26 protein-coding genes are annotated in these 26459 nt (G+C 46.5%); 9 read left to right on the forward strand and 17 right to left on the reverse strand.

Going from position 1 to position 26459, the window contains the following annotated elements:
- Positions 1 to 8: 8 nt before the first annotated feature.
- Together LEPBO_RS35890 and LEPBO_RS0102140 are read left to right on the forward strand one after the other, a co-directional pair.
- Complete coding sequence (locus LEPBO_RS35890; RefSeq protein WP_017285878.1) at positions 9 to 1841, forward strand: beta strand repeat-containing protein; 1833 nt, start codon at positions 9 to 11, stop codon at positions 1839 to 1841.
- Positions 1842 to 2056: 215 nt separating this feature from the next.
- Positions 2057 to 2560, forward strand: coding sequence for a universal stress protein (locus tag LEPBO_RS0102140; protein ID WP_017285879.1), 504 nt, complete (start codon positions 2057 to 2059; stop codon positions 2558 to 2560).
- On the opposite strand, the gene LEPBO_RS0102145 is transcribed toward LEPBO_RS0102140, so the two are convergent.
- The 3 genes from LEPBO_RS0102145 to LEPBO_RS0102155 form a co-directional block, all read right to left on the reverse strand.
- A complete protein-coding gene (locus LEPBO_RS0102145; protein WP_017285880.1) occupies positions 2524 to 3348 on the reverse strand; it encodes a tetratricopeptide repeat protein in 825 nt (274 codons plus the stop codon). The genes LEPBO_RS0102140 and LEPBO_RS0102145 overlap by 37 nt on opposite strands.
- Before the next feature lie 9 nt (positions 3349 to 3357).
- Positions 3358 to 4194, reverse strand: coding sequence for a tetratricopeptide repeat protein (locus LEPBO_RS0102150; protein WP_017285881.1), 837 nt, complete (start codon positions 4192 to 4194; stop codon positions 3358 to 3360).
- A gap of 116 nt (positions 4195 to 4310) precedes the next feature.
- Positions 4311 to 5051 (reverse strand): LmeA family phospholipid-binding protein, encoded by a 741-nt coding sequence (locus tag LEPBO_RS0102155; RefSeq protein WP_017285882.1) that lies wholly within the window; start codon positions 5049 to 5051, stop codon positions 4311 to 4313.
- Between the two features lie 87 nt (positions 5052 to 5138).
- Here LEPBO_RS0102155 and LEPBO_RS0102160 point away from each other — a divergent pair, with 87 nt between their 5' ends.
- Together LEPBO_RS0102160 and LEPBO_RS0102165 are read left to right on the forward strand one after the other, a co-directional pair.
- Positions 5139 to 5759, forward strand: coding sequence for an acetoacetate decarboxylase family protein (locus tag LEPBO_RS0102160; protein WP_017285883.1), 621 nt, complete (start codon positions 5139 to 5141; stop codon positions 5757 to 5759).
- A gap of 148 nt (positions 5760 to 5907) precedes the next feature.
- On the forward strand, positions 5908 to 7323 hold the full coding sequence (locus tag LEPBO_RS0102165) for a glycosyltransferase family 2 protein (protein WP_017285884.1): 1416 nt from the start codon (positions 5908 to 5910) through the stop codon (positions 7321 to 7323).
- Between the two features lie 129 nt (positions 7324 to 7452).
- Here the strand turns inward: LEPBO_RS0102165 and LEPBO_RS0102170 are convergent, their stop codons facing one another.
- Positions 7453 to 8535 carry a Gfo/Idh/MocA family protein gene (locus tag LEPBO_RS0102170; protein ID WP_017285885.1) on the reverse strand — a complete coding sequence of 361 codons (1083 nt, stop codon included), beginning with the start codon at positions 8533 to 8535 and terminating at the stop codon, positions 7453 to 7455.
- 461 nt (positions 8536 to 8996) lie between these two features.
- Here LEPBO_RS0102170 and LEPBO_RS0102175 point away from each other — a divergent pair, with 461 nt between their 5' ends.
- On the forward strand, positions 8997 to 9353 hold the full coding sequence (locus tag LEPBO_RS0102175) for an ArsR/SmtB family transcription factor (protein ID WP_017285886.1): 357 nt from the start codon (positions 8997 to 8999) through the stop codon (positions 9351 to 9353).
- Between the two features lie 3 nt (positions 9354 to 9356).
- On the opposite strand, the gene LEPBO_RS0102180 is transcribed toward LEPBO_RS0102175, so the two are convergent.
- The 7 genes from LEPBO_RS0102180 to LEPBO_RS0102215 all read right to left on the reverse strand — a co-directional run bounded on the left by LEPBO_RS0102180 (position 9357) and on the right by LEPBO_RS0102215 (position 15626).
- On the reverse strand, positions 9357 to 10016 hold the full coding sequence (locus tag LEPBO_RS0102180; protein WP_017285887.1) for a GerMN domain-containing protein: 660 nt from the start codon (positions 10014 to 10016) through the stop codon (positions 9357 to 9359).
- A gap of 106 nt (positions 10017 to 10122) precedes the next feature.
- Positions 10123 to 10899 carry an LmeA family phospholipid-binding protein gene (locus LEPBO_RS0102185; protein ID WP_017285888.1) on the reverse strand — a complete coding sequence of 259 codons (777 nt, stop codon included), beginning with the start codon at positions 10897 to 10899 and terminating at the stop codon, positions 10123 to 10125.
- 4 nt (positions 10900 to 10903) lie between these two features.
- A complete protein-coding gene (locus LEPBO_RS0102190) occupies positions 10904 to 11392 on the reverse strand; it encodes a GNAT family N-acetyltransferase (RefSeq protein ID WP_239741262.1) in 489 nt (162 codons plus the stop codon).
- Positions 11393 to 11627: 235 nt separating this feature from the next.
- Entirely contained in the window at positions 11628 to 13436 is a 1809-nt protein-coding gene (locus LEPBO_RS0102200) for a proline--tRNA ligase (RefSeq protein WP_026148357.1), read from the reverse strand.
- 87 nt (positions 13437 to 13523) lie between these two features.
- A complete protein-coding gene (locus LEPBO_RS0102205; RefSeq protein ID WP_026148358.1) occupies positions 13524 to 13931 on the reverse strand; it encodes an ExbD/TolR family protein in 408 nt (135 codons plus the stop codon).
- Positions 13921 to 14574 (reverse strand): MotA/TolQ/ExbB proton channel family protein, encoded by a 654-nt coding sequence (locus LEPBO_RS0102210; RefSeq protein ID WP_017285893.1) that lies wholly within the window; start codon positions 14572 to 14574, stop codon positions 13921 to 13923. The genes LEPBO_RS0102205 and LEPBO_RS0102210 overlap by 11 nt, the downstream gene beginning before the upstream one ends.
- A complete protein-coding gene (locus tag LEPBO_RS0102215; RefSeq protein WP_017285894.1) occupies positions 14574 to 15626 on the reverse strand; it encodes a Fe(3+) ABC transporter substrate-binding protein in 1053 nt (350 codons plus the stop codon). Before LEPBO_RS0102215 ends, LEPBO_RS0102210 begins: the two co-directional genes overlap by 1 nt.
- Before the next feature lie 286 nt (positions 15627 to 15912).
- Between LEPBO_RS0102215 and LEPBO_RS0102220 the strand changes: the two genes are divergently transcribed.
- Positions 15913 to 16596 carry a hypothetical protein gene (locus LEPBO_RS0102220; protein ID WP_026148359.1) on the forward strand — a complete coding sequence of 228 codons (684 nt, stop codon included), beginning with the start codon at positions 15913 to 15915 and terminating at the stop codon, positions 16594 to 16596.
- A 59-nt stretch (positions 16597 to 16655) separates the two neighbouring features.
- Here the strand turns inward: LEPBO_RS0102220 and LEPBO_RS0102225 are convergent, their stop codons facing one another.
- From LEPBO_RS0102225 to LEPBO_RS0102235, 3 genes are all read right to left on the reverse strand, one after another.
- Entirely contained in the window at positions 16656 to 17933 is a 1278-nt protein-coding gene (locus LEPBO_RS0102225) for a glycosyltransferase family 4 protein (RefSeq protein ID WP_017285897.1), read from the reverse strand.
- A 335-nt stretch (positions 17934 to 18268) separates the two neighbouring features.
- Complete coding sequence (locus LEPBO_RS0102230; RefSeq protein WP_017285898.1) at positions 18269 to 19150, reverse strand: NAD(P)-dependent oxidoreductase; 882 nt, start codon at positions 19148 to 19150, stop codon at positions 18269 to 18271.
- Positions 19151 to 19189: 39 nt separating this feature from the next.
- The gene (locus tag LEPBO_RS0102235; RefSeq protein ID WP_017285899.1) at positions 19190 to 20119 is read right to left on the reverse strand and encodes an Hpt domain-containing protein; all 930 of its coding nucleotides are present in this window, start codon (positions 20117 to 20119) and stop codon (positions 19190 to 19192) included.
- 314 nt (positions 20120 to 20433) lie between these two features.
- Between LEPBO_RS0102235 and LEPBO_RS39710 the strand changes: the two genes are divergently transcribed.
- Positions 20434 to 21468, forward strand: a complete 1035-nt coding sequence (locus LEPBO_RS39710) for a type IV pilin-like G/H family protein (protein ID WP_017285900.1) — start codon at positions 20434 to 20436, stop codon at positions 21466 to 21468.
- A gap of 27 nt (positions 21469 to 21495) precedes the next feature.
- Here the strand turns inward: LEPBO_RS39710 and LEPBO_RS0102245 are convergent, their stop codons facing one another.
- Together LEPBO_RS0102245 and LEPBO_RS0102250 are read right to left on the reverse strand one after the other, a co-directional pair.
- Positions 21496 to 22020 carry a DUF456 domain-containing protein gene (locus LEPBO_RS0102245; RefSeq protein WP_017285901.1) on the reverse strand — a complete coding sequence of 175 codons (525 nt, stop codon included), beginning with the start codon at positions 22018 to 22020 and terminating at the stop codon, positions 21496 to 21498.
- Positions 22021 to 22087: 67 nt separating this feature from the next.
- Positions 22088 to 22513: a hypothetical protein gene (locus LEPBO_RS0102250; protein WP_017285902.1), complete on the reverse strand. Its 426-nt coding sequence runs from the start codon at positions 22511 to 22513 to the stop codon at positions 22088 to 22090.
- A gap of 130 nt (positions 22514 to 22643) precedes the next feature.
- On the opposite strand from LEPBO_RS0102250, the gene LEPBO_RS39715 reads away from it, so the two are divergent.
- Entirely contained in the window at positions 22644 to 23228 is a 585-nt protein-coding gene (locus tag LEPBO_RS39715) for a hypothetical protein (RefSeq protein ID WP_017285903.1), read from the forward strand.
- Here LEPBO_RS39715 and LEPBO_RS0102260 read toward each other — a convergent pair.
- Positions 23206 to 24330 carry an extracellular solute-binding protein gene (locus tag LEPBO_RS0102260; RefSeq protein WP_036045162.1) on the reverse strand — a complete coding sequence of 375 codons (1125 nt, stop codon included), beginning with the start codon at positions 24328 to 24330 and terminating at the stop codon, positions 23206 to 23208. The two genes, LEPBO_RS39715 and LEPBO_RS0102260, sit on opposite strands and share 23 nt — an antisense overlap.
- A 132-nt stretch (positions 24331 to 24462) precedes the next feature.
- Between LEPBO_RS0102260 and LEPBO_RS0102265 the strand changes: the two genes are divergently transcribed.
- The gene (locus LEPBO_RS0102265) at positions 24463 to 26292 is read left to right on the forward strand and encodes a DNA/RNA helicase domain-containing protein (RefSeq protein WP_026148361.1); all 1830 of its coding nucleotides are present in this window, start codon (positions 24463 to 24465) and stop codon (positions 26290 to 26292) included.
- Positions 26293 to 26459: the final 167 nt, after the last annotated feature.

The raw sequence follows: 26459 nt of genomic DNA on the forward strand, positions 1-26459 counted from the left end.
CTTCAAACATGACATCTTTTACCTTCTCTGGAGAAGGACACGATATTACAGTTAACACGACGGAGTTTGTTGATCTTTTAGGTGCAACAGATTCTAATTTTCCCTTTGGATTCGATGGGATTTCCACTTCGGTGGGCAATTCATTTGGTATTGTTGCGCTGCCTGGGCCGCCTGCCACTGGACGAGCGGGCAATGTAACTGTTGAAACGGGGCGCTTACAAGTCGCTAATTCGGCTACTCTGCGATCGGCCACTGCGGGGAATCACTCTAGCTCCGGGAATGTGACGGTTCGGGCGACTGATGTGGAGATGCGAGGATTTGAAACTTTACCCACATTGACTGCAACTACGATTATGAGTGTGATTGTGGCTGGAAACAATAATCAGAGTGGTCAGGTCACGGTTGAGGCAGATCGGGTACGTCTTCTGGGCGGTAGCCGTATCGCAGGTAGTATAATCGGGGGCAATGGCAAAGCTGGAGACATTATCATTCGGGCTGCCGAGAGTTTGGAGATGCAGGGCACCACCTTTAGTGGCCTATCTAGTTCAGTTCTCACGACCTTGGAAGCAGGATCATCTGGACAAGGGGGGAATATTTTAATTGACACAGGACTTTTAAAACTATCTCAGGGTGGAGCCATTGCTAGTGAAGTCGCAGGTTCTCAAATCAACCCATTCTTTGGTGCCTTACCAGGTGCACAAGGCACAGCCGGAAGCATTGATATTCGAGCTAGGGAGGTACAAGTTAGCGATCCAATCGTGGATGGATATAGCCAAACGCTCACAGGAATTACTACTTCCCTTGGCAAGGGGGCAAGGGGGACAGGCGGAACTATCCATCTGACAGCGGACAGTCTGCGCGTCTTTAATGGAGGACAAATCAGTGCATCTAGCCAGGGGCAAGGTGCAGCCGGAAATGTGAACTTGAACGTGAACTCGATCGATGTTCAGGGAGGAGCCCTGTCTCAAATCAATGGTCAATATTTGCCCAGTACCATTACAGCCTCTTCCTCCTCCTCGGCTGCCGCAGGCTCAGTCAACATTACTGCAAATTCTGTTGCCGTTCGTGATGCTGCCCAAGTTACTGTTAGTAATACCGGAACCGGCGATGCAGGCAACCTCAATATCAATGCGGAGACTGTCTTTCTTAACAATGGTGCGAGTCTGCAAGCCAAGGTCAATGGTGGTAATCAAGGCAATATCTGGCTGCAAGCCCGTGATTTGCTACTCCTCCGGCAAGGTAGTCAAATTGTTACGAGTGCTACAGGAACTTCGACTGGCGGAAACATTACCATCGATGCACCCATTATCGTGGGATTAGAAAATAGTGACATTATTGCCAATGCGGTAGAAGGTCGTGGAGGGAATATCCAGATTACGACTCAAGGCATTATTGGGCTGAAATATCGCGATCGCTTAACCCCAGAAAATGACATCACCGCAAGTTCTGAATTCGGCGTGAATGGTACTGTTGATGTCAACAATGTAGGAGTTGACCCGAACTCTGGCTTAGTCGAGCTATCCACCACACTCATCGATTCAAACCAACAAGTCGCCGCTGCCTGTTCCGGCACTGAAGGGAGTAGTTTTGTGATTACAGGACGAGGCGGGATTCCTCAAAATCCAACTCAAGAAGTCAGCCACAATCGTTCCTGGAATGATATGCGTGATCTCTCGGCTTTTCACAAATCCGCGATCGCTCAAGCTCCCACGTCAACTCCAACGATCGTGCAAGCCACAGATTGGTATCGCAATCCCCAAACAGGCAAAGTGGAGTTAACAGCCGTAAGACCTCTCCCATCCAATGCGATCGCGACTTGTGCAACTACACCCAACTCCTGAAACTGTTCAAGTTCCGCTTAAATGATGAGGATTGTCGTACTCTTGTTTGGCTCAAAAATCATCCCGGTTGTGGTCAGCGTCGATCGAATATTAAGAAGCGAAAACACCCAGCGGCAATACCAAGCTAGGCATTTTATACTGTTAGTAGCAAAGACTGATCAACTCCTCTTCAAAGCTAGTTTAACGCCTTTGCCTACAACATTTAGGAGAATCGTATGTTCCACAAGATTTTAGTCGCGCTGGATCACTCTGATTCGAGTCAAGCCGTATTTGAAAGAGCGGTCGAGCTTGCCAAAACAAATCACGCTGAATTGATGTTACTGCATATTATCAGCCCGATCGACGAAGGTGTGCCAACTCCTGTTTATCCAATGCCCGATGGTCTCTATCCGATGCACCATGAGGCTTTACTTCAATCTTCAGCCCAGCTCTTTTCCCAAGTTGAACAAGCTGGATTGGACATGTTACGGGCACGAGATGCCGCTGCAACTGCGGCTGGAGTCCGGTGTGAATTTACACAACATGTCGGTGATCCGGGCACATCTATTTGTGAGATCGCGCAAACTTGGAACGCGGATCTAATTGTGGTGGGACGTAGAGGCAGATCAGGACTAAGTGAATTCTTTTTAGGCAGTGTCAGTAATCATGTCATGCACCATGCACGATGCTCAGTGCTCATTGTTCAAGAAGCCTTGGTTCCAGCTTCTAGCAATGCCTGAAATTGCGAACGGTTGTGTAAAAAGTTGAAAATCGGATCTGTAGCAGCAAGGTTGCGATAGATTGAAGCTGAAAGCTCGATCGCGTGGGTTAAATTCTCGATCGTTGCTTCTGCATCTCGCTTGAGTGCATAGCAACAACCCATACCATACCAGGCACTGGCACTCCGAGAATTAATTTTCACGGCATTCTCAAAACTTGCAATCGCTTCCGGGATTCGATTTAACTTTCCAAGCACTTGCCCTCGATAATTCCAGATGTAGTCTGAGACGGGCTTGATCTTCAGTGCAATGTCTAAATTCGTTAAAGCCGCCTCATGCTCATTGAGAGATGATAGTGCGATCGCTCGGTTGTACCAAGCTTTGTAATTTTGTGGTTTCAAGGCAATGACTTGATCAAAACTGGCGATCGCATCTTGGTAGCGATACAAATTCATCAGCGTTTTGCCATGATTTTGCCAACTGCGATAATCATCTGGCGTAAATTTCAAGGCTTGATTAAAGCTTGTCAAAGCTTCTTCATATTGTCCGATTCGACCTAATGAAATTCCGCGTCCTTGCCATGCCAAAGCCATGCGAGGGCGAAGTGTAATCACACGTTCAAAAGTTGAGATCGCCTCTTCATAGCGACCTAACTTTTCTAGTGCATAACCCCGACACAACAGCGCATTCGGATGATCAGGATCGATCGCTAAAATTTGCTCAAATCTCGCATACTGTTTTCCATATCGACCGAGCAGAGATAGCGATCGTCCCGCATTGCGATACCGAATTTCATCAGAGGGAAGCATGGGCAGAATTTACGACTCGCGAGGCGCGCGAAAGCTCAGCAACGATAGAAATCGATTATCTCGACGCAAAGCGGCAAAGTCAGCATTGCTCTGAGCTAAATCGCGATATTCATCAGGATTGAGTTCGATCGCACGTCGCAGATGTTCATAAGCAAGGTCAGACTTGCCCTGAAGTGCGTAACAGCAGGCTTTGTTGTACCAGATCGTGGCAGAATCTGGTTTGAGCGCAAGCGCGCGATCGTAGCTTTCGATCGCATCGTCAATGTTGCCCATGTGGTAGAGTGCGTTGCCGCGATTTGTCCAGGATTCCTCGAAGTCAGGTTTGAGTTCGAGTGCCCGATCGTAGCTGGCTACGACTCGTTCTAATTGACCCAGTTTTCGTAAGGCGAGTCCACGACTGTACCAAGCCCAGTAATAGTCCGGCTTGAATTCAATCGCGCGATCGTAGCTATTGACCGCTTCTTCATAACGCTCCATGTTCCGAAGCGAAATGCCTCGGTTGTACCACGCCCAGTGATAATCAGCGCGGTACTTGATCGCATTGTCGTAACTATAGATCGCTTCTTGATAGCGTCCTAATTCATCTAAAGCATTGCCGCGATTGTTCCAGGCTTCAGGGAAACCCGGTTGGTATTCAATCGCTTGAGAGTAGCTGTCGATCGCTTGCTCGAATCGTCCCAAATGGTAAAGCGAGTTGCCCCGGTTGTACCAAGCATCCGGATAGTCAGGCTTTAGATTTAGTGCGGCTTCATAGCTCGCGATCGCGGCTTCGTAGGCTTTCTGTTTATTGAGATATAACCCCTTCTGAAAGAAGAGCGTTACTTCAACGTCTTGAGCTTGGCTCATCACCCAATTCCGTCTTATACACGTTCCTTGTTAAGGTTCCCAGAAGATGTGCTAGGAATCACAAACGTTATGAAAATTGATAAGGCGAAATCGAGAGAAAATGGGTGTGATTTTAATTACAAATCGGGAACTTTTCGCGCGTGAATTTCAAGCTCAGTTGTTAAGACTTTATTTTTAATTTCTAATGCTTTACATCGAAATGCAACGCCTTCGATTTCATAGTAGGGTTGATTGAGAATTGATTCCATCCATTGCAGAAGTGCAATCATAAAGGGAATAGATTGCCCAGCATTTGGGGTACAACAGAATGTCTCTAATCGAACAGGACTTGTCTCAGTACGTGGGCAAATAATGCAGGTGAATGCTAAGGTCTGCGATTGCTTCGCACGCTTAATCTCTACAGTTCCCGTAAATCGCAGCTTATTATCACTTAAGAGGCGAATCGCCGAGGGAGGCAATAATTCAAGGGTAATAATTTCGCGATCGACGGTTAATTCAATGGGTTTTAATAAAGACTTTCCATACTCTGAATTCATATTTTGATTCAGATCTTGTTCAGAGAGAGTTAGCCGGATTTCACTATCAATTGGCTCACTTAATCGGATTTTTCCTAATAACATACTGAGCGGATCAATTGAAATTTGATCCGTCTTGACTTCCAATTCTTGGACTTGAATTTCATCTTTAACAAAATCGCGCGCTTGAATTGAAACGTCATTGATTTCGCCTTGAAAGAGCTTACCTAGATTCGTTCTCATCGAAACTGCTATTTTTCTGAATTCATCGAGTTGAGTTGCCAAAACTAGCTTTGTAAATTCCGCAAAAATATTCTCTTCAGTTCGCGATCGCTCAGACATAGCTTTTTTAAATTTAATTCCTCACTAATCTAGATTTCTTGCTGATAAAACATCTCTACATTTTGGAAGAAACTCTGGAGATCTCATATGAATTATCCCCTTGCCCCTTGGATTCTCAGAGGTTACGGCTTTTTGACGCTGCATCTAGTTGATGTTGCCCAAGCAGAAAAATACATCCCAACTGATCTCGAAATTGTTCAAGTCTTACCTGGAAAAACGATCGGCGGCATTGTGCTCGGAAAATATGAACCTGGCTCAACTTTGACGTATGGAGAACTCATTGTTGTACCTGCTTTAGTTCGCCAAGGCGGAAATATCGGAGCTTGGATTTCGCATATTTATGTTGATGATTTGAATTCAATCGCAGGAGGACATAAGATTTGGGGTTTGCCGAAAGAAGAAGCACAATTTGTCTGGCAATCGAACGGAGGTGCAATGGTCAAACAAGGCGATCGCATTCTGTGCGATTTCATGCCAACCTGGCAGTTCAATCTTTGGCGACAGCGGGGACAATTCGGAACTTATTCCAGTCTGGAACAGCTTGCAAGGTTTGAGAGCGAAGCGATCGCCAATTTATCACTGATTTCTGCTCGACTCGATATTCCAGCATCTAGCCCATTTGCTCACATGATCAGAACTCAGCCCTGGCTTGCCCTACGTGCCGAATCTCTGGAACTTACCGTCGCGGCTCCGAAGCGAGTCGGGTAATCCGAATCACGAACCCCTAGAAGAAAACGCTGAAATTCGGCGATCGCAAGGTAAGCTGTCAGAGTACGAAAGTTGAAGAAAAGGTTACAGAAATTAAAGTAACCTGAATTTTCAACTTCACTTTATTGGGTGTTAGACATCACAACCTATGTCGGAGAATTCTTGGCAAGAAAACGAGCTTGAATCGCTGGCAGCACTGTTATCAGACCTGCCCGAAGAACCCAATGGGTCTAAAGAGCCGGATACGTTTCGCGGTTTTCAAGGACGTAGGAAAAAAGCAGCGATCGTCTTTGCGGCGATTTGGAGTGGCACGATCGCGCTGCATTTAGTGACCTGGGGCTATTGGTTTGTGTTGGGTGTGACCACCTTAATGAGTATTCATGCCATGCGCTTAATGCTTGCCCGCCCCGCTGCATTCGCAAAGCCGCTTGAAGATGATGATCTATTCCCTACAGTTTCGCTGATGGTTGCGGCAAAGAATGAGGAAGCCGTGATCGGGCGCTTGGTCAAAATGCTGTGTGAGTTGAATTATCCGCGCGATCGCTACGAAGTTTGGGTAATTGACGATAACAGCACTGATAAAACGCCTGAAGTGCTCGACCATTTAACGACTCAATATCCCCAACTGAAAGTTTTCAATCGTCCTGAAAACTCAAGTGGCGGCAAATCTGGCGCATTAAATCAAGTCTTTCCACTCACTTCGGGTGAATTCTTAGTCGTCTTTGATGCCGATGCTCAAGTCGAGCCAGATTTCTTGCGTCGAGTTATCCCCGTTTTTGAGCGAGGAGATATCGGTGCGATCCAAGTGAGAAAAGCGATCATTCAGGCTGAACCGCAATTTCACTCCAACGAGGCGGAGAATTTCTGGATCCAAGGACAAATGGCAGAAATGGCATTGGATGCGTTTATTCAGCAGCAGAGAGCCGCGATCGGAGGATTAGGTGAACTGCGCGGAAATGGACAACTCGTTCGTCGAGAAGCGTTGCTCGACTGTGGGGGGTGGAACGAAGAAACAATCACAGACGATTTGGATTTGACATTCCGATTGCATTTGAGCGGCTGGGATATTGAAGTCGTGACAGAGCCAGCCGTTTACGAAGAAGGCGTGACAAACGCGATCGCGCTTTGGCATCAGCGAAATCGCTGGGCAGAAGGCGGCTATCAACGCTATCTCGATTACTGGCGACTGATTTTACGCAATCGCATGGGCAGTCGCAAAACAATCGATCTCGCGATGTTTTGGATGCTGCAATATGTGATGCCAACTGCAGCCATTCCCGATTTTCTCATGGCGGTTTTGCGCCATCGGATGATGCTGACGAGTCCGATTTCTGCGATGACGCTGTTCTTGTTCTTATTTAGTGCGATTGGTGGATTGCGTCGAGTTCAAAAACTGAAAAGTCAAGATGATATCTCAATCTTGACTCAGATCTTTCAAGGATTACGAGGTGCGGTTTATATGTTGCACTGGTTTGTCATTGTCTCAACTGCAACATTGAGAATGTCCATCCGTCAGAAGCGGCTGAAGTGGGTGAAGACTGTGCATCACGGTGCAGCAAACTGAATCTCACAAAACATTCTACAAAACAAACAAAAGAGGGTTAAACACTTCTAACCCTCTTAAACCTATTAATTTTTACAATCCCTGCGCCGATCTGGATTTGTCTGGATCGGCGCAAATTTTATGTCTCCCTCAAACCGCGATCGCGGCAGTATCGAGTTCAATTACCTTTGAGTCTGGCGAAGAATGCCACACTTTACCATCGAGTGCCATCTGCTCAATCAAACTCGCCAGTCTAAGTGCCTTCAATGCCTGAATTCCGCCAACTGAAGGAGCCATACCACCCCGGACACACTGGACAAAGTGCTCCAATTCAGCATGAAGCGGCTCGATATTGCTCGTTTTCACTTTCTCAATTAGACCATCCTGGCAATATAAGACCTGTCCATAATCCGTCTTGTAATTCGAGGTCGTTTGACGGTGAATCAGAATCTCATTATTGAGAAAATCTGCTTCCGTCAGTGAATTCTTACAGTGGGCTGAAATTTGTCGAATCTTCCGATGGGTCACCTTACTCGCGGTCAGTGTTGCTACAATGCCATTGGCAAAGCCCAACGTCGCTGTCACATAATCCAACTGACCTGAATTCGAGGCACGCCCACCACTTGCGGTCAATTTCACGACCTTAGAATTTGCCAGTTCCAACAGCAAATCAATGTCGTGAATCATCAGATCCAAGACAACCGATACATCATTTGCACGATCGCTATAAGGACTCATCCGATGAGCTTCGAGCGCCAAAACCTCTTCAGTTTTCAGAACCTTACTGAGTTCTTGAAACGCGGGGTTAAATCGCTCAATATGTCCAACCTGCAGAATACACTGACATTCTGCTGCCGCATTCACAAGCGATTCTGCTTCGGCAATACTTGCTGCAATCGGCTTTTCAATTAAAACATGAACCCCTGCCTTCAGAGCCGCCATTCCGACCCCATGATGCAACCGTGTTGGTACGGCAATACAAACCGCATCGACATGATTCAACAAATCATGGTAGTCCTCAAAAAATCGGACACGATACTTGCTAGCCGTGTCCAACCCGCGTTCTACATTGATGTCCGAAACTCCGACCAGTTCAACATCTTTCAGCAGACTTAACACCCTGGTATGATGTTGTCCCATATTCCCGACACCAATCACGCCAATCCGCAAAGGTTCTGGCTGATTCCGGGATACACCAAACTGGGAATACCCAATTGGGATATTGTTTTGCACTCTTATTCCTCCTCCACCACCGAAATTGTGCTGATTAAACAGCCGTATAATCTCCTCAGACATCCAGATACTATCACAGCGACATTATTTATGAAGAATTCCAAAGTGCATGGTAAGTTCCCTTTTACAATAGTGCGCTGATTTTTTTAATTTCTACGCCCAGAGACGGAGTTTTGAATTGCTTGGTAGATCTGCGATCGAGAACTTCCCGCCCTTTATTAAGCGCTTCAATCGATTCAAAAGCATTCGATTAAATTGCTATGTCGCACTTTCTGACTTCCAAGTCTATTTGCATCAGGTTGAAAGCTACTCTGCGTGAAATTACGACATGTCATCTCTATAGATGCCGAGGTTTTTATGAAGTTTTCGCCAAAATTACGTAAGGCTCAGATGACTCTATTGCTATAGAGCATTATGACTGGCTAGAATCTGGGATCAAGTCATTCCGTTGTCAAATTGACATGAAATCTCCCGCACAACCTGTACCACCTGAAGTCGTGCAGCAAGTCTCTGATTATTTTAGTGTGTTAGGTGAACCGATGCGTCTTCGCATTCTCAATTTACTACGAGATGGCGAAAAATGCGTTCAGGATCTCGTTGAAGCGACTGATACGAGTCAAGCTAATGTTTCTAAGCATCTCAAGGTGATGCTGCAAGCGGGAATCTTAACTCGGCGATCGAAAGGGACGCTGGCATATTACAGCGTCGAAGACGATCTGATTTTCGAGTTATGTAATCTGGTCTGCGATCGCTTAGCGACTCGGATTGAACAGCAAGCTCAGTATTTCCGAGCCTTCAGCTTAGCCAGTCGTCGGTAGGATTTATTCCTGCTTCGTGCCTGTGTCTTGTTCAAACTGCGCTCGCGTCAAGGGTTGCTCAACGATTAGCCCTTCTCCCCCTAAAACTGTTAAAGGCTTTCCTTCAACCGATAAGAAGACCTTTGCTTTTGGGTTAAGGCTAGTTGTCGTATAGAGAATTTGAGCCAAGCGACCCGTCATCGACAAACTGCCCCCACCTGCGGTAAACGGTCTGGTCAGATCGACATAGATCGAATCTGCCTTGACCTTGAGACTGCGAAGCTGGGTTCCTTGCGGGATTCCAGTCATTAAATCCTGAGTCGGCGGATTGTTCAGAAGGTTATTCACCGCAGCTGTGAGTAAAACTTCTTGGCGATCGTCAGATTTCACTTTGATGGCAACTGGAACGAGTTCCATATCGGTTGCACTATCTTTGAGCCAGAAGACCTGCGCTGTTTTTTCAGTCGTTGGGGCTTGCGGCTTAATTTGATTTTGCGAAACTGATGGGACAGACGCAGCGGTTCGGGGATCTTGGGTCTGAGGCTGCTCTACAGCAACAGGAGTGGGTGCTTGTTTCTGGGCTTGTTGCCAAGTGAAAAATGCAGTTGCACTACCGGTCGCAACAACCAGCGTGGATAATCCAACTACGATTCCGAGTGGAAAACGGCGCGGATGCTCTTGCATGTGAGAAGTCCTCAACTAGGGCAGAAATTGCCAGGTCTGAGTCCTGACAGATTGTAGAAGTTCTACAGCTATGTTTAGCGCAATTTCGGATGTTTGACACAAACCGTTATTGTTTCCTTACGTCGGGTCGGATTTGTACAAAAGCCGCAATCTCTAAGTTGGAGGGATTGAGTACCAAAGTTAAAATTCGAGCGGTTGTATTGGACGCTTCCAATCGCCGCAGATCGAGACGATCGCGAATCAAATTGGCGATCGCTTCAGTGATTTGCTTTGGACTTTCTTGACCATTTGCCCAGATTCTCAAATCATTCAGTTGTAGCGATCGACCTGAAATAATTTGCGGTTGAGCCTCTGCGACGATTTTTAATTTAGCGGGATCACCTTGCTCTTGAAGTTCGATTTCAAATCGAGCGCGATTTTGTGGCAAAAGCGTGATTTGAGGATTGAGAAAATCGTAACGCTCAGCTTGTCGGGCTTGCGATCTCGTTAGCAATTGAAGACTCAAATTTTTAAGTCGAGCAGTCACCTGTGGAGATTGCAAGGCGAGATTGAGATCGTCTTGAGTGAGACTCGCTCGAATTCCAGCCTGAAGCGGTTGAGTCAGTTTGCGACGTTTTAGGTCAAGTGCGATCGCATCGGTTTCCAGTTCAAATCGTTCAAGTCGCACTCCTTTTACAGGTACAATTCCGCGACCTGCGATGAGAATGCGATCGATTCTTCCTTGAGCAATTTGATAATTGGGCGCATTGTCTATTCGGACTTGAAGCTGTTCTGCACCGACAAGTTGCTTGCGGATTTGAGATTCTGCAATGCGATCGACGACGACACCTGCCGGAGAGACTAATCCAAGCAAGCTAGAAAGCAAAATTGTGAAAAATTCCATGGATTCAGAGTAATTTTTGCATCACGTAATTCTTGAATTGCTCACCTCGACAATAGACTTCTTGTTCTCTCACAACTGAAAACCCCATTTTTTCAAAGAAAGGTTTTGCTGTGATGCTTGCTTCTGTGACGAGTTGTGTAAGATTTAGTGCGATCGCTTTTGCCTCAATTTCTTGATAAATTTGCTTTCCTACTCCACAACGTTGATAGTTTTTGTGGCAGTAGAAACAGCCAATATGACCGTTCGATTCGAGTTCACCAAAGCCAGCAATCACACCGTGATCATCAGCAACATAAGTGATTCGCTGTGAGCAGACTGCAACCCAATCTCTGAAGTAGATGTCATCCGGTGCCCAGGCTGCGACTTGAGACGGCGAATAATCACGACGATTAATTTCTCGAATCGTGTCATGAAACAGTTGTGCAATCTGTTCAGCGTCTCGTTCTTCAAACAATCGAATGTGCATCGCGGTTGCCTCTTTAGTCCAGTTCACTCCGTTTCGTCAAGCCTTCGACAAAGCTCAACGCAAACGCGCAAGAACAAAAATTTTTCGTGGGTTGAGCGAAGTCGAAACCTAATTCCAACGTCAGTTCGTTAACGTTTAGGCGTGAATTCAATTCACATCGGCACAAGAGCGAAATCCCTTATCCCGAATTCACGTTAATCCCACGAAAAATTTGAACGTTACCCATTTAACTGAGAACTTGCTGCTCAAAATTTGCTCAAAATTATGAATGCAGCGCTTCTGTCACCCATTGCTTCAGAGTTGGCACAACCTGATCGAGTGCAAGTTCCTGCACCGCCTTAGTCGCCCGTTGTACGACTTCAACCTTGCCATCTTTCAAAGATTTCCCGGTGACAATTCGATATGGAATTCCAATTAGTTCAGAATCCTTAAACTTCACGCCTGCCCGCTCATTGCGATCGTCTAACAATGTCTCAACGCCTGCCTGATTCAATTCTGCATATAGCTTCTCAGCAGCGCTGACTTGATCCGCATCATTGACATTGGGAATCACAACGACCGCGTGATAAGGCGCGATCGCAACCGGAAAAATAATGCCATCTTTGTCATAGGACTGCTCCACCGCAGCTTGCGCTAATCGCGAAACCCCAATCCCATAACAACCCATCACTAAAGGCATTTCCTCCCCTTGCTCGTTGGTGTAGGTCGCATTCATCGCCTGCGAGTACTTCGTTCCAAGTTGAAAAATATGCCCGATTTCAATACCTCTAGCGGTTTGCAGCGTTTGAGATGGATCGTGAACTGCGCGATCGCCTGCTTTCGCCTTGCGCACATCGACCACTAAAGCAGGTTTCTGGAATTCTTTCCCCCAGTTTGCGCCGACAACGTGATAGCCAGATTCATCTGCACCTGTGACAAAATTTTCTAAATCTGTCACCGTTTGATCCACGAATCGAACAAATTTCGATGCAATCTCTTTACTGGGCTTGATGTAATCATCCGCGATCGCGGGTGAGATATATCCCAATGGCAAAGATTTTGCTGCCCACTTCTGTTGAGCTTCCGCGTCGGGAACCGTCAGCGAAATCACAGTTTTGCCGCCAAACTGATCAGCAAGTTTGGTCAGTTCATTTTGCAGTTTCACATCATTGACATCTTGATCACCGCGAATGTGAACTAAGACCAATGCAGTGATGCCACTATCAAATACGGCTTGATAGAGAACATTTTTAACAACATTCGTAGGGGAGCATTTTAGAAACTTGCAAACCTTTTCGATCGTTTCTGTTCCTGGCGTTTCGCGTTTCTCATAACTGGAAAAAGGAGAGGTCACAACATCTGGCGGAAGCGCGATCGCTTTTTCCACGTTTGCTGCATATTTCCCATCTTCGGTGTAGAGAACTTCGTCTTCTCCGGCTTCTGCAAGCACCATAAATTCTTGTGACCCAGAACCCCCGATCGCGCCTGAATCCGCATCAACTGCCCGAAACTTCAAGCCTGTTCTAGTCAGAATCTTGCAGTAAGCCGTGTGCATTTTCTGATACGTCACTTTCATCCCTGCCTCATCTGCGTCAAATGAGTAGGCATCTTTCATAATGAATTCGCGCCCCCGCATTAACCCAAATCGAGGACGAATCTCATCACGGAACTTAGTTTGAATCTGATAAAGATTTTGAGGCAATTGACGATAGGAACGAATCATATCGCGTGCGATCGTCGTAATAACTTCCTCATGGGTCGGTCCCAAGCCCACTTCTCGATCTTGGCGATCGATTAACGCGAACATAATTCCTTCAGCCTTGGTATAGGTATCCCAACGCCCCGATTCTTTCCACAATTCCGACGGCTGCAACTGCGGTAACAGGCATTCTTGTGCGCCTGCTGCATTCATTTCCTCCCGCACAATTTGCGAGATCTTCTGCAACACCCGCCACATTAAAGGCAAATACGAATAGATGCCGCTGCCAATTCGCCGGATATACCCTGCTCGTACCAAAAGCTTATGACTGGGAATCTCCGCTTCCGCCGGATCTTCGCGCAGTGTTACAAATAGCATCTGAGATAGCCGCATCGATCGTGCCCTTGTTGCAAAAAACCACATCCTATTCTAGAAGGCAATGGCAATTTGCTCCGGAGTTGAGCGATCTATTTTGCAAAACTATTCGATCGCTAAAGACACGCTATCTCCACCCACTTCTTTCAAAGTTGCCAAAACCCGAATGACCTGTTGGTAGGGCAATCCTTGATCAGCCTTCAAAACAACCGATCCTTTCGGATTCTGTACAAGATAGGTCTGAATGGCTTGTGCTAACTGTTCACGAGTTGCAGGATTGCCTTGCAATAAAATTTGCTGCTGTTGATTCAGCCCCACAATCATCGGATCAACAGGTCGTTCTCGATTGACTCCAGATTGAGCAGTTGGCAATGCGACATCAACTGACTGAAAGTTAGTCAACGTCATCGACACAATGATGAAAAATGTCAGGATGGTCATAATCACATCCATCATTGGTACGAGATTGACCTCAGGCATCGATGTGCCACGCTGCCTTGCTTTAGATCTCATTGCGTAAGTGACTCCTGTTGTACCAGACCTGCCGATAAGTCAGCTCTAACTCACTTCCAATCTCAGCAAAATAGTCCATCTGCTTCGCTTGCAGAGCCACACACACTCGAAAAATGGCTAACGCCACGATCGCAACAATCATTCCTGCCGCAGTGGTAATCAATGCCTCTGCAATTCCCAGTGCAGCTTTAGAAGTATCCACTGCACTGCCAGATCCACCAATTTTCAAATTAAAAAACGTGACAATGAGTCCCGTCACTGTTCCTAAGAGTCCCAACAACGGAGCCATTGCAATTACAGTTTCGAGCAGCTTGTCGCCCTTATGCATTTTGACGAATTCGCGATCGCTAGCCGCTTCCAACGCCAGCCGAAAGGTTTCCGGCTCAGGACGATCCAGCTTCAATGCTGCATATAAGAATCGCGCGATCGCGATTTCCGAAGCAGATTCGGCAATCGATCGCGCTTGATTCAAATCAGATTCAGCCGCCGCCAAAATTTGATGTGCCAAGCGATCCTCACCCCTCAACACATGCCACCAAAACCATGCCCGTTCTAAGGCACAAGCAATCGTGAGCACAGATAGACCTGTCATCGGAATCATCACAGGTCCACCTTTTGCCGCTAAATCAAGTAGCGTTGACATTACTTCCAGCCAGCCCGATCCATAATTTGCAGCGCCTTCGCATTGTTGCGCCCAAAGATTTCAGCATTCAGCTTATCATCCTTGAACGTTCCATAGCTCTGCAAGACAGAATCAACCGGAACGCCTGCAACCGCAGGATATTCATTGTTGCTTGCAGCAAAAATTTGCTGTGCTTCTTTGCTGGCTAGAAACTCCAAAAATTGAATTGCCGCTGCCTTGTTCGGAGCAGTCTTCAGGACGCCTCCGCCACTAATATTGATGTGAGTTCCGCTCCCATCTTTACCCTGATTCGGGAAAAACACGCCGATCTTGGAAGCAATCTCTTTCTCTTCAGGCTTATTTGATTTTGCTAAGCGAGGTAAATAGTAAGTATTCACTAACGTCAAATCACCTTGGCCTGCGGCGATCGCTTTAATTTGAGCCGTATCATTTCCTTCTGGAGATCGCGCAAAGTTTGCAACTAATCCCTTGACCCATTCCTCAGCTTTCTGCTCGCCATGCTTTTCGAGCAGTGCACCCGTGAGGGATTGATTGTAAACGTGACTCGACGATCGTACAATCAACCGTCCTTTCCACTTCGGATCAGCTAAATCTTCATAAGTGCTCAGTTCAGAAGGCTTAACACGGTCTTTGTTATACATGATCACCCGCGCCCGCTTGGTGAACCCGAACCATAGGTTGTTGGGCGATCGCAGATTCTCAGGAATGGCAGACTTTAAGACCGCAGAATCAACAGGTTGGAACAATCCCGCGTCTTGAGCACGCCACAGTCTGCCTGCATCAACGGTGATCAAAACATCTGCCGGACTGTTTGCACCTTCACTTTTGATCCGCTCAATCAGTTTGTCTGCATCTGCTTCGACCAGATTCACTTTGATGCCCGTTTTCTTGGTGAATGCTTCGTAGATCGCATTATCTGTATCGTAGTGACGTGCAGAATAAAGATTCACCACTCCCGCTGATGTGCCTGCTTGCATTTTGACAAGCTGATGAATTGCGATCGCTGCCACTGCTGCGCCTGAAGCCAAGAAAATCCGCCGTTTAATCGCCATAACACTCCATCTATGTTCTTAAAAGTCCGATAGCACTTCTTGCTGAGCTTGTCGTCATTATTGAGACTTTTTTCTAGTAAGTAATTTAAGAGAGTTCCAAATCTTTGTCAAGTGAATCCGCATTGAGAATCCCTAAGTCGATCTAGAATTTATATTTTGCAAGGGTTCTGCGCAATATCACTGGCAAAACTTCTTCAGACTATTGACAATTTATTTAGTTACTGCTTTATGATCAGACAGGAATAATTTGCAAATTGAGTATTGTCTTTGCTCCTGTGTCGCGATCATGATCTTCAAACTGTCCCATCTCCAGCTTTGGCACATGCTCCCGATCGCAATTGGGCTGCACGGATTCCTTTTCGCAATGCCAATTCCATCGACTGACTCAGACATTGAGCCACCGAAGTCTGAGAACTCAGTGAATGTGATGAACTTACCAAAGCCGTCGCCTTCTCCATCCGCGATCACTTCTCCAACTCCAAAACCTTCCCCTAAAGTCCAACCTTCTAAGACAGTTCAACCTTCGCCGACTGCAACTCCCACACTTCAGCGAGCAGTTCAACCTCAACCGCAAGTCAGCCCATCTCCACAGCCTTCGATCAGCCCGTCCCCGACGGTCAGCCCATCTCCTACCGTAAGTCCTTCACCAACCATTAGCCCATCTCCTACAGATGTCCTGCAAATTACTGGAGCGACTCCAGGCTGCCAAGGTCGAATCGGATGTTGGCAAATTGCGGAATCAAATGGTCGAACTGTCGCTGGAACACTTGAGCAACAGCTTGAAAAGCAAGGCTTTGTTTTGACAAGACAAGAACTAGAACCAGACACAGGCTTTCGGGTCTATCTCGTTGCAAAAGATGGCACGCAGTCCTACTATTTGCACATGATCTGGAGCGATCGCGGAACGGCTTATATCCGTGATGATAACTTACTGTCTTATGATCAAATCACAGCAATAGCACAACTATAAAAAATGCCCTCGTTGCTAAAGTGAGGGCATCAAACTATTGGAAATACGTAGCCTAAAAGCTAGCTGCTCGACTTATTGACACTGAACATATAGGCAGGTTTTACGGCAGGCGTTCTCACAACTTTCTCAAACAACGCCTCATATTGATTCAAAGCTTGCTCAAAGGAGTAACGTTCGATCGCATATTGTCTTCCCTGCTTCCCTAGCTTGCTCGTCAGTTCAGGATTGTTGTACAACTCCAAAATCTGATCTGCAAGTGCTTCAGGATTTTCTGGCTCGACAACTACGCCACCGCAACTTTTCTTGATTGCTTTTGCTGCACTGCCAGTACTCGGAACAGAAGCAATGACTGCTCGCCCACTCGCGAGTAATACCTGAGTTTTTGATGGCATGTTAAACGACACTACATTGCGTTTCTGCACAATCAAGCCTACATCAGCCGCAGCGAGCATTTCTGGCAATTTCTCACGCGGTTGAAATGGCAACAGTCTTACATTGTCTGCACCGTGGGCTTCACAATGCTGTCTGAGGTTTTCGATCGCTTTTGGCTCTCCAACAATTGCAAAAGCAATATCACGCTGATGCTTCAAGCGTGCCGCAGCCTCAATCACTGTTTCCAGCCCTTGGGTCAGGGCAATATTACCGGCATAAAGCACAACAAATTTTCCATCTAGCCCGTTCTCTAGCCGAAAAGCATTATTTTCTTTTGATAGCGGGCGAATGAAGCTCGTATCGACCCAGTTTGGAATACAAGTGAGCTTACTGGACGACACACCTTTACCTTCTAAATTCTCAACAAACCCATCTGCAATCACACTGATGGTATGAGCCGTGCGGTAAGCAAACTTCTCCAGCGCTTCAAACACGCGAATCATGGTTCTATTCTTGAGCAGTCCTACATGAACGGCAGCTTCTGGTAAGATATCCTGAACATTCAGCACGATCGGACAGTTGTGGAACCAGCTTAGGAGTGCTGCAGGCACACAGACAGGCAAGGGCGGAACCGTTAGGAGAATGACATCGGGTCGCCAGCCTTTCAGAGCTTGTAGGAAACTCGTGACAACAAAACTACTATCTAGTAAAACACGATCTATTAGACTCGGCTTTGGTTTTACCCACATATAGCTTCGCTGAATGATCACTCCATTACGTTTCTCAGTCATGTAGAGCTTGTCCCGATAACCCTCATAAATCTGACGTTGGGGATAGTTCGGCATTCCAGTGATGACTCTAACTTGATGTCCCCGGCGGACTAAACCTTCCGCGAGTTCTGTCATTAATGGTGCAATTCCAATCGGCTCTGGGTAGTAGTTGTAGGAATAGATCAAAACACGCATAATTTTGGTGAACCCAAACGGCAATGGTCACGATGTGCATAAAACTCAGTCGAACTCAACCTGCTGGAGACTGAAGATGCGCTAGGGGGTCACATATCACCGGCAAGAAACTGTCCTGTGAGTTTCTAGACTTGAAATCGAAGATAAATTTAGGGACGCTAACTCTAGGTTGCCCACAAATGATGACTCGTTACATCGCTTTATAGAAATGCCGAGAATCTAGCGTTGAGATATAAATTTCAGTGAAAAGTCAGGAATGAACCTTTTACGGGGGCGGTCTATATTAAATTTCAACGCTGCGCGCCAATTTCCGGAGAGTGCTGAAAATTATACTTTCAATGAATTTTTGATTCTTCAGGAACAATTACCGAAAACAATGCAGCGTAGTCGAGGTCAGCTAGATTGAGGTCGATCGCAGTTTGTAAAATCTGCTGCACTCCTTCAATAGAAGCCGTATCTAAATTTGACGACTTTGCAGTTTCAACAAACAAGTTCATGTCTTTCTGCAAATGCTTCGTTGGAAAGTTTGGATGTTCAAAATCTCGATCGATCATCCGCTGTAATTTTTTGTCAAATGTCGGCGCATACAAGGCACTCTGCCGCACAATCTGCATAAACGCTTCAACATCAACGTTTTGTCGTAAGACAAGCCCAAGGCTTGCAGCAAATGCACTCGTTAACGAACCAATCAATTGATTCAGTGCCAATTTGACTGTTGCAGCTGAACCGACAGATCCGATCAGAACTGGATTTTCGCCCAAGGTTTGCAGCAAAGGTTTCCATTGTTCAAATTGTTCTGGCTCTGCGCCGACCATGACAATGAGTTTTCCCGATTTTGCTTCAGGAATACTTCCTAGAACTGGCGCTTCTAAATAAGTTCCACCTGCTGCCATCACTTCAAGGCAAATCTCGCGACTTTCATCTGGTGAAATCGTACTCATTTGGATGACAGTCCGATCGCTTAAATCAGCTTGATGTAAAACATCTCGAATGGCTTGGGCATTGGTTAACATCAGCACGACACAATCAGAAGCCGCGATCGCTTCTGCAGGAGTGTGTGCGATCGCGATGCTGCCCTTTGGGTTTACGACTTCAGAGAGCTTTTCTAATTTTGTAGCGGTGCGATTGTAAGCAGTCACGGAATAACCTGCACCGATGAGACGTTGCGCCATTGGTAATCCCATCAACCCGATGCCCAGAAAGCTAACCTTCACCATGAGCGCGACTCCAGACTGTGCCTTTCACAGTCTAATGGACTATTGAATCGCTTTCATCAGGAACTCAGCAATTTCGATCAGTTCCGACTTGTTAAACACGTCAAGCAGAGTCCGAGCTGCCGCTCTCGGTTCGAGTGGAATCGTAACCTGCTGCTTCACGGCTGGAGATGGGGCAGCTTTTGCCGAAGCAGGCTGTGCAGATGCTGGATTGAGCAGTTTTTGCAGATTAGCCGTAATGCTGATTTGCTCGGCTTGACCTAAGAGTAAAAGATCACTCGCTTGTTTGAGGTCTTTAATGACGATGGGGGCAAGAGATGCGTAGGTATTTTTGGGATTTGCGATCGCCCGCTGAGCGGTTTGCAGTAATGTCACCCAGGGTTTTGTGGTACTGCTGACTTGAATCAGACGATTGCAGAGTGCGACGAGCTGCTGGCGACCTTTTTGAGAATCACCTTGTTTGAAAAGCTGCAACATGCCCTTGAGAATCGTTGTAATCTGAGTCGCAGCATTTTGAGGCAGCAGAGTGCCTTTCGAGGGAGAAGCTTTTCCGGTTTTGAGCGCTTCGAGATAAGCCTGCAATTCTCGGAAAGTTGGTTCTGAAGCAGCAACGGCTTGCTGAGCATCTTCTTCACGTAAGCCAAATGGGCTTTGTAAAGCTTCGATTAATTCTTTGAGTGTGTCAAACCCCTTGAAAAAGAGATCTTCGAGACGTTGGTCAATTTTGACCGGATGTTCTTTGAGAATTTTGAAACAATCTTCAAAGTGGTGCGCAGTTCTCTGAATGCTGTCAAAGCCGAGCATTGCTGCCCCACCTTTAACGGAGTGAGCGGCACGAAACAGTTCATTGACCCGCTCTGAATCCGCCATCGTAGCAGCGAGATCGACTAAGCCTTGTTCGATCGTGTCGAGATGTTCTTTTGCTTCTTCGATGAAATAACCGAGAATTTGCTGCTGTTTAACCGATTGCACCGCCCTGCTCCTGAAAGTGACAGATTCCAGTTCGGGAGATTCTCCCTTTACCTTTTCAGTGTTCCCAGGGACGGTAAGAATTCACGTCAAAAATAGGCTAAATTGCTTTTAAGACAATTCTTTGCCGCAATTTTACAAGATGCAAGTTTAATGAAATTATTTCTTCACAATTCCAATTCAGATTTTTTCAAAATCGGTCAGTTCTTATCCTGAAGCATCTACGATTTCAGTGGATAACGCTATGGATTACGGTAAAGTAAAGGCAATTCGTTCGCGGCTCGTTGAGATCTGAAGCTTGAGATTAGTTTGTGTCTATGGAACAGTCGAACCTTTTAGAGCTTGCAAAACAAGGTGAGCCAAGTGCGATCGCAGCGTTGATGAATGCAGTATTGTCTCCCAAAGGCATCACAGCGCGAGCGGGCATTGAGGATGACTGTTTGTGCATTTTTTTAGAGTCTCAAAAGCCGCTGAATCAGGAAACGCTCGTAGCGTTCATTCAGAAGGGATTGATTGAGTTAGGCAATGACTCAATTCGATCAGTACGGGCACAAGGAAAAAGAGCCGGAGATGAGGCATTTGCCTGGACACGTGAGTTTTCCCTGCGATCGACGGAATCAGCTTCGCGAGTTGCAACCTTAACGCCACCGATTGAGGGCGAGCTTCCTGAAATGGAATCCGCAGTTGCGATCGATGACAAAATTGAGGAATCAGCTTCGCGAATTGCAACCTTAACACCACCGATTGAGGACGAGCTTCCTGAAATGGAATCCGCAGTTGCGATCGACGATGAAGAAATTGAGGAAGAAGAAGAAACGCTTTCATTCCGAGGTTGGGTGAAGAAGCGGTGGAGAGTCTATGCACTTCCGGTCGCGTTGGTTGTCATCGGTGGATTTGTCGTGGGTGGAACGACGGCGTTCTGGTCTACCTCGAAGCAACAGGGTTCCAAGTCGGTTGAGGCGGTCATGAAACCGCAAAGTGATTCACCTGAGGCGAAGCAGCAAGAGGCAGAAACCTATCTGAAGGCGATGACAACTGCCCAGGAAAATTTTTACACGCAGAATAATCGCTTTGCGCGTAGCTTAGAAGAATTAGAGCGATCGACGAATGTGATTTCTCAAAGCTATAGTTATGCTTATCGCCTGCGAGTCGGAACAGATTCCGTGATGACTGCTATTCCTCGGGAAGCAAATTTACAGAGTTACATCAGTGTGGTCAGCCTGAGTCCATCGGGAACGACTCGTGTAATTTGCCAATCTCTAAAGCCATCGGTGCAAGCTCCAGAAAAGCCGAAAACAGCAAAAGGCTCTAAGGCTTTAGAGTGTGGAGCGCGATCACAGAAATTGCCTTAAATTGCAAGACTGGCGAGCGTGGTTTTTCTAACCTCCCATCACGGTCGGGAACGTTGTGAAAATGAAGACGGTCACTGCAATAACGGCAAGAACGCCCTGGATGAGATTGCCAACGATCGAACCTACGACAATTCCCAAGCCAGCTTTGACCGCGATCATTAAATCCTTTCGGTAGAGATATTCACCAACGATCGCACCCACCAGAGGACCAAAGAAAATTCCGATGATGGGTCCGAGTGGTCCTCCGATTGGCAAAGTTGGCAAAAAGCCTAAAAATCCGAGCACAAATCCCACGAACGCACCAATCTGTCCCCAATTACTCGCCCCTGCCTTTTTAGCACCCCAGTAGGTTGCGAGAAAATCAATGCCTAAGCTCATCAGAAAGACGAGCACACCCACTGCTAACGCGATCGTAATATCTGAAAATCCTTTAACTGCACCCCAAATGACGATCGCTGCCAAAATGAGACTTGTTCCTGGAATGCCCGGAACGATCGCGCCCACAATGCCAACGAGCATGGCAACGACTAAAACCCAATACAGAGCAACCATCACGAGCGTCCTTTGAGTAAGTAAAAGCTTTTGAGACTACGGTAGCGTATTCAAGCGACAAATTGAATCATCGCCAATAGGGTTTTCCCTTCCAAAACACCCCTAAAATTATACAAATTACGGCATTCATCCCTAGAACCGGAGTCAATAGCTGCGGAAAAATCGAGTCTGGCAAAAACGATCGCAGCCACAGCCACAGTGCCAAACACGGCACTAATGCCCAGAGAACCGAGTTCGTAATTAAAATTCTCCGGCGGAACCAGCGTTCCATGATAGCAACTGCTAATGCTCCAATTCCAACGGCTGCTGCTAATTCGAGCAAAAATCCAAGCGGTGACTGTAGAACTCGTGCAGCAATGGGTCGTAGAGCAGGAGTACTTGCTGCCTGAAAAAACGCCCAATCTAATAAAACTGTAAATCCGATCGTGACAAGTGCAACTTGCAGCAATTCTATCCAAGGAAGATATTTCAACGGGCGGAGCGGATCAAACATAGAATATTGAGGGTTTTAATTTTTAAACAGATAGACTACAACAGATTGAGAGGCACTTTTGCTCAGAGTTCAACGTCGATTAGCCAGCTAGATTGGAACATTTCGTTCAGCTCAATTCGCTCAACTCAATATGACACAGCAACACGTTTTCTCAACTGGCTTACACTACTTCATTCGCATCAGTTTGATGCTGGGTCTAGGGAGTCAAAGTGTTGTCGCAAAACCTGCGCTTGAACCTTCAACCACTCCATTTAATCCGAAGATGATCCAGCAGGGGATGTGTAGCTCTAATATCGCTGGAATTACAGATACAAATATTCAGCAGACAGAATTGACAGAGCCGAGTCTATGGTGGATTCGGGATCAGCTTGCGGCTCAAAATAAATACGGCGATCGCTTAGTCAATGGGTGGCTTGCCTGTCCTGGCATCGAAGAACCCAACCGAGTCGATGTAGTTGTGAATGCTCAGCTTTGGAGTTCGCTGGATTTCTTCGATCGCTATGAGTTCATCCAAAAATTTGGCACAGCGACAACAGGCTATGGCTATAATCTGCGAGTGTTTGATCCGCAAGGCAGCATAGTCGCAGCCTATACCTGTAACTTCAATTCAGAGATTGCGGCAAAAGATGCAGATGAAAGACTTGCTTGTGCTTCTTTTGATAATTTAGCGAGTACGAACTTCTGGTCTCCAACTAAGCCGACCCTCGGATTTTAGCCCAGAGAGAACGGTATTGTTCAATCGTAGCGTCGGGAATGGGTTCTAGAAATTCACTACGAGCAAGGACTTCTGGCTGCGGAACCAGCAGCGGATTTTGCCGAAGTTTTTCTGGAAAAGTATTGGCATCCAATGTGGAAAGCATTGGGGATGCAGCTTGACTGATCAGGGAAAGTTGGGGCGCGATATCGGGCTGCCAACAGAAGTTAATCCAATCTGCAATCGGCGCTTTTGAACTAACCGGAGCAGGACGAACCCACAAGTCAGTAAATAAAGCAGAACCAGACTTGGGGAAAATCGCAGCGATCGTCGGATTACGGTTTACTGCTTGTAGAAAATCAGTAGACCAAGTGACTGCAACCCAGACATCATCCAGGATCAGGGATTGCAAAGCCGTACTAGAACTGTAGGCTCTGGCTTGTCGGTTTAACGCGACTAACTCCGGTTCTAAATTTGGAATTTTATTGAGATCAGCGGTGTTGTAGGATTGACCAAGCTTTTTCAGTGTGAGTCCGATCGTTTCTCTCGGCTGATCGAGTAAGGCAATTCGACCCCGTAAATCTTCGCGCCACAGATCTGCCCAATCTTGAGGCGGCTGGAGATTACGATCGCGGAAAATATCCGTTCGATAAGCAATGACCGTTGCACCCCACCGATAGGGCGCACCCCAAACTTGATTGTCGCGAGTGACAATCTTTTTCCAGCGATCGGGCAGTTGTGCCCAAAGCTGCCAAGCTTTCGGGTCAAGCGGTTGAATGAGGTTTTGGCGAATCGCAGTGGAAAGCCAGTAATCGCCCATTGTGATCAAGTCTGGAATTGGCTCAGAAGACTGACTGATGAAGGGTAAACCGGGTGATGATGTTTGATTACGACTTGGCTTCTGTTTCCAAGCCTGCAAGTCATTAAACAGGTCTTGCAGCTGATTGGCAGGCTTGAAATCGAGCTTGATATCTTGCTTGAGTTGTCTGCGAAACTCGTTTGGAAGCTGGCTTGGAATGGAATTTTTCAGCAATCTCACTCGAAATGCTGAGGGGTCAGAACTGCATCCGCTCAGCGTGGTTCCTAATGCTGCCATTCCTAGTATGAAACTGCGTCGATCCATTTTCCCTAACCCTTCCATCACAGCAATCTTAGACTTTATTTGCCAAGATTGCTGGGAATTCTTTCCATCGCAATCGAGATGCCGTGTTCCCGATTTTTTGCAACAGTAGGGAAAGTTGCGCTCGCAAAAACGATGTCGAATTACGGTTGGATGGGGTCACTTGATGAATTTCTCACCTGTTCTCAAGCAGATTGGCTTGAAACACTCAAAACGAATTATCAAAGGCTCTATCATCAAAATTCAGCCGGAACCCAACAACAGGCTTGGCAAGACTGTGGAGAAATTTTGCGATCGCAATTGTCTGCTCTGACTCGCAAATCCTGGACATTGATTTTTGAATACGAACTGCCGGGTGAAGGCGGTCGTCGTCCTGATTTAGTGATGCTCGGTTTCGGACACATTGTCGTCTTTGAATTCAAACAAAATACTTCAGCCTCCAATGCAGATTGCGATCAAGTTGCTGCCTATGCACGAGACTTATCCGAATATCATCAAGCATCGGCACAACATCCAGTCAGCGCAGTTCTAATTCCCACTCGCTCCGTCAAAGAGAATGCAGCCCGTAACGCAGTTCAAATTCTCAAGCCCACTCAAATTTCAACCTATTTGGAATCCTTACCTGCAAAGCAACCGGAAATCGATCCGACAAGTTGGGTGAATTCAGATTATGCACCCTTGCCTACGGTGATCGAAGCAGCGCGGCGAATTTTTCAGCAAGAGCCATTGCCAAATATCAGACGCGCCCAAAGTGCGGGCATTCCAGAGATACTTGAATTTCTCGATCGCTTAGTGCAGCAAGCCTCAGAGAAAAAAGAACGCCATCTTGTTCTGATCACAGGCGTTCCAGGTTCAGGGAAAACGCTCGTCGGCTTACAGTTCGTCTACCAAACCGATCACAATGCCCTTTTTCTATCTGGAAACCGCCCACTGATTAACGTTCTGCAATATGCTCTCAAAAGCAAAGCCTTCGTTCGAGAAATTCGGAATTTTTATATCCAGCATGAAGCTCGTCGCCAATCTGCCCCTAGAGAGCAAATTATTGTTTTCGATGAAGCTCAAAGGGCTTGGGATAGCGATCGCATGTCCGAAAAATATGGCATTCAAAGTGCTGCTCCTGGTACAGTTCTACGGATCTGTGAACGCACCCCAGATTGGTGTGTACTGGTTGGTTTAATTGGCGAAGGGCAAACGATCCATGTCGGAGAAGAAGGCGGAATCGAGCAATGGAATCAGGGGTTACAAATCTCGATCGAGTCTTGGCAAGTTCACTGTTCACCAGAACACGCAAAATTCTTTGATCAGCCCACTCATACCAATCCCTTGCTGAATCTGACTACTTCTTTGCGATCGCATCTTGCCCAATATGTTCAAACCTGGGTCTCTCATGTTTTAGCCGGTGAGATTGAACAAGCTAGGGCTATCATGCCCTTGATGATTGCAGAAGGATTTGATTGTTACCTGACTCGTGATTTGGAAGTTGCGAAAATTTATTGTCGCGATCGCTACCAGAGTCAACCTGACAAACGCTACGGACTAGTTGCCTCGTCTCGTGCCAAAAATCTCACTCAATATGGCATCCGAAACGACTATCTCTCGACTCAAAGACTCAATGTTGGCGCATGGTATGTCGAACCACCTGATACGGAAACCTCTTGCTGCATGTTTGATCGAGTCGTCACTGAGTTCAGTTGCCAAGGGTTAGAATTAGATCTGCCAATTTTGGGTTGGGGAGACGATTTGATTTGGCAGAACGAGGATTGGAAAACAACAAATCGCCAAAAAAATGTGCAGAATCCCCGACAATTACGCCTCAATAGCTATCGAGTTTTACTTACCCGGGGACGCGACGGATTCATTGTATTTATTCCGCCTGAGAGCAAGATGGACAGTACTTTTGACGCTTTAGAATCAGCCGGATTACAGAGGCTAGATTCGATCCGGATGACCAAACCCGAGTTGTGAAAAAGGTAATGTCATCAATCACACATCATTTTAGCCCCCGTTGAAACGTGATCTGGGTCAAAACACGGAATGATCTCAATCACTTTATATCCCTTTTATCGTCACTATACTGACTCCAACTTGATGACACGGGAAAGTTTTCCTGTGTAAATTCCGAATTGCACCCG

This window comes from Leptolyngbya boryana PCC 6306 (assembly GCF_000353285.1).
Lineage (GTDB): Bacteria > Cyanobacteriota > Cyanobacteriia > Leptolyngbyales > Leptolyngbyaceae > Leptolyngbya > Leptolyngbya boryana.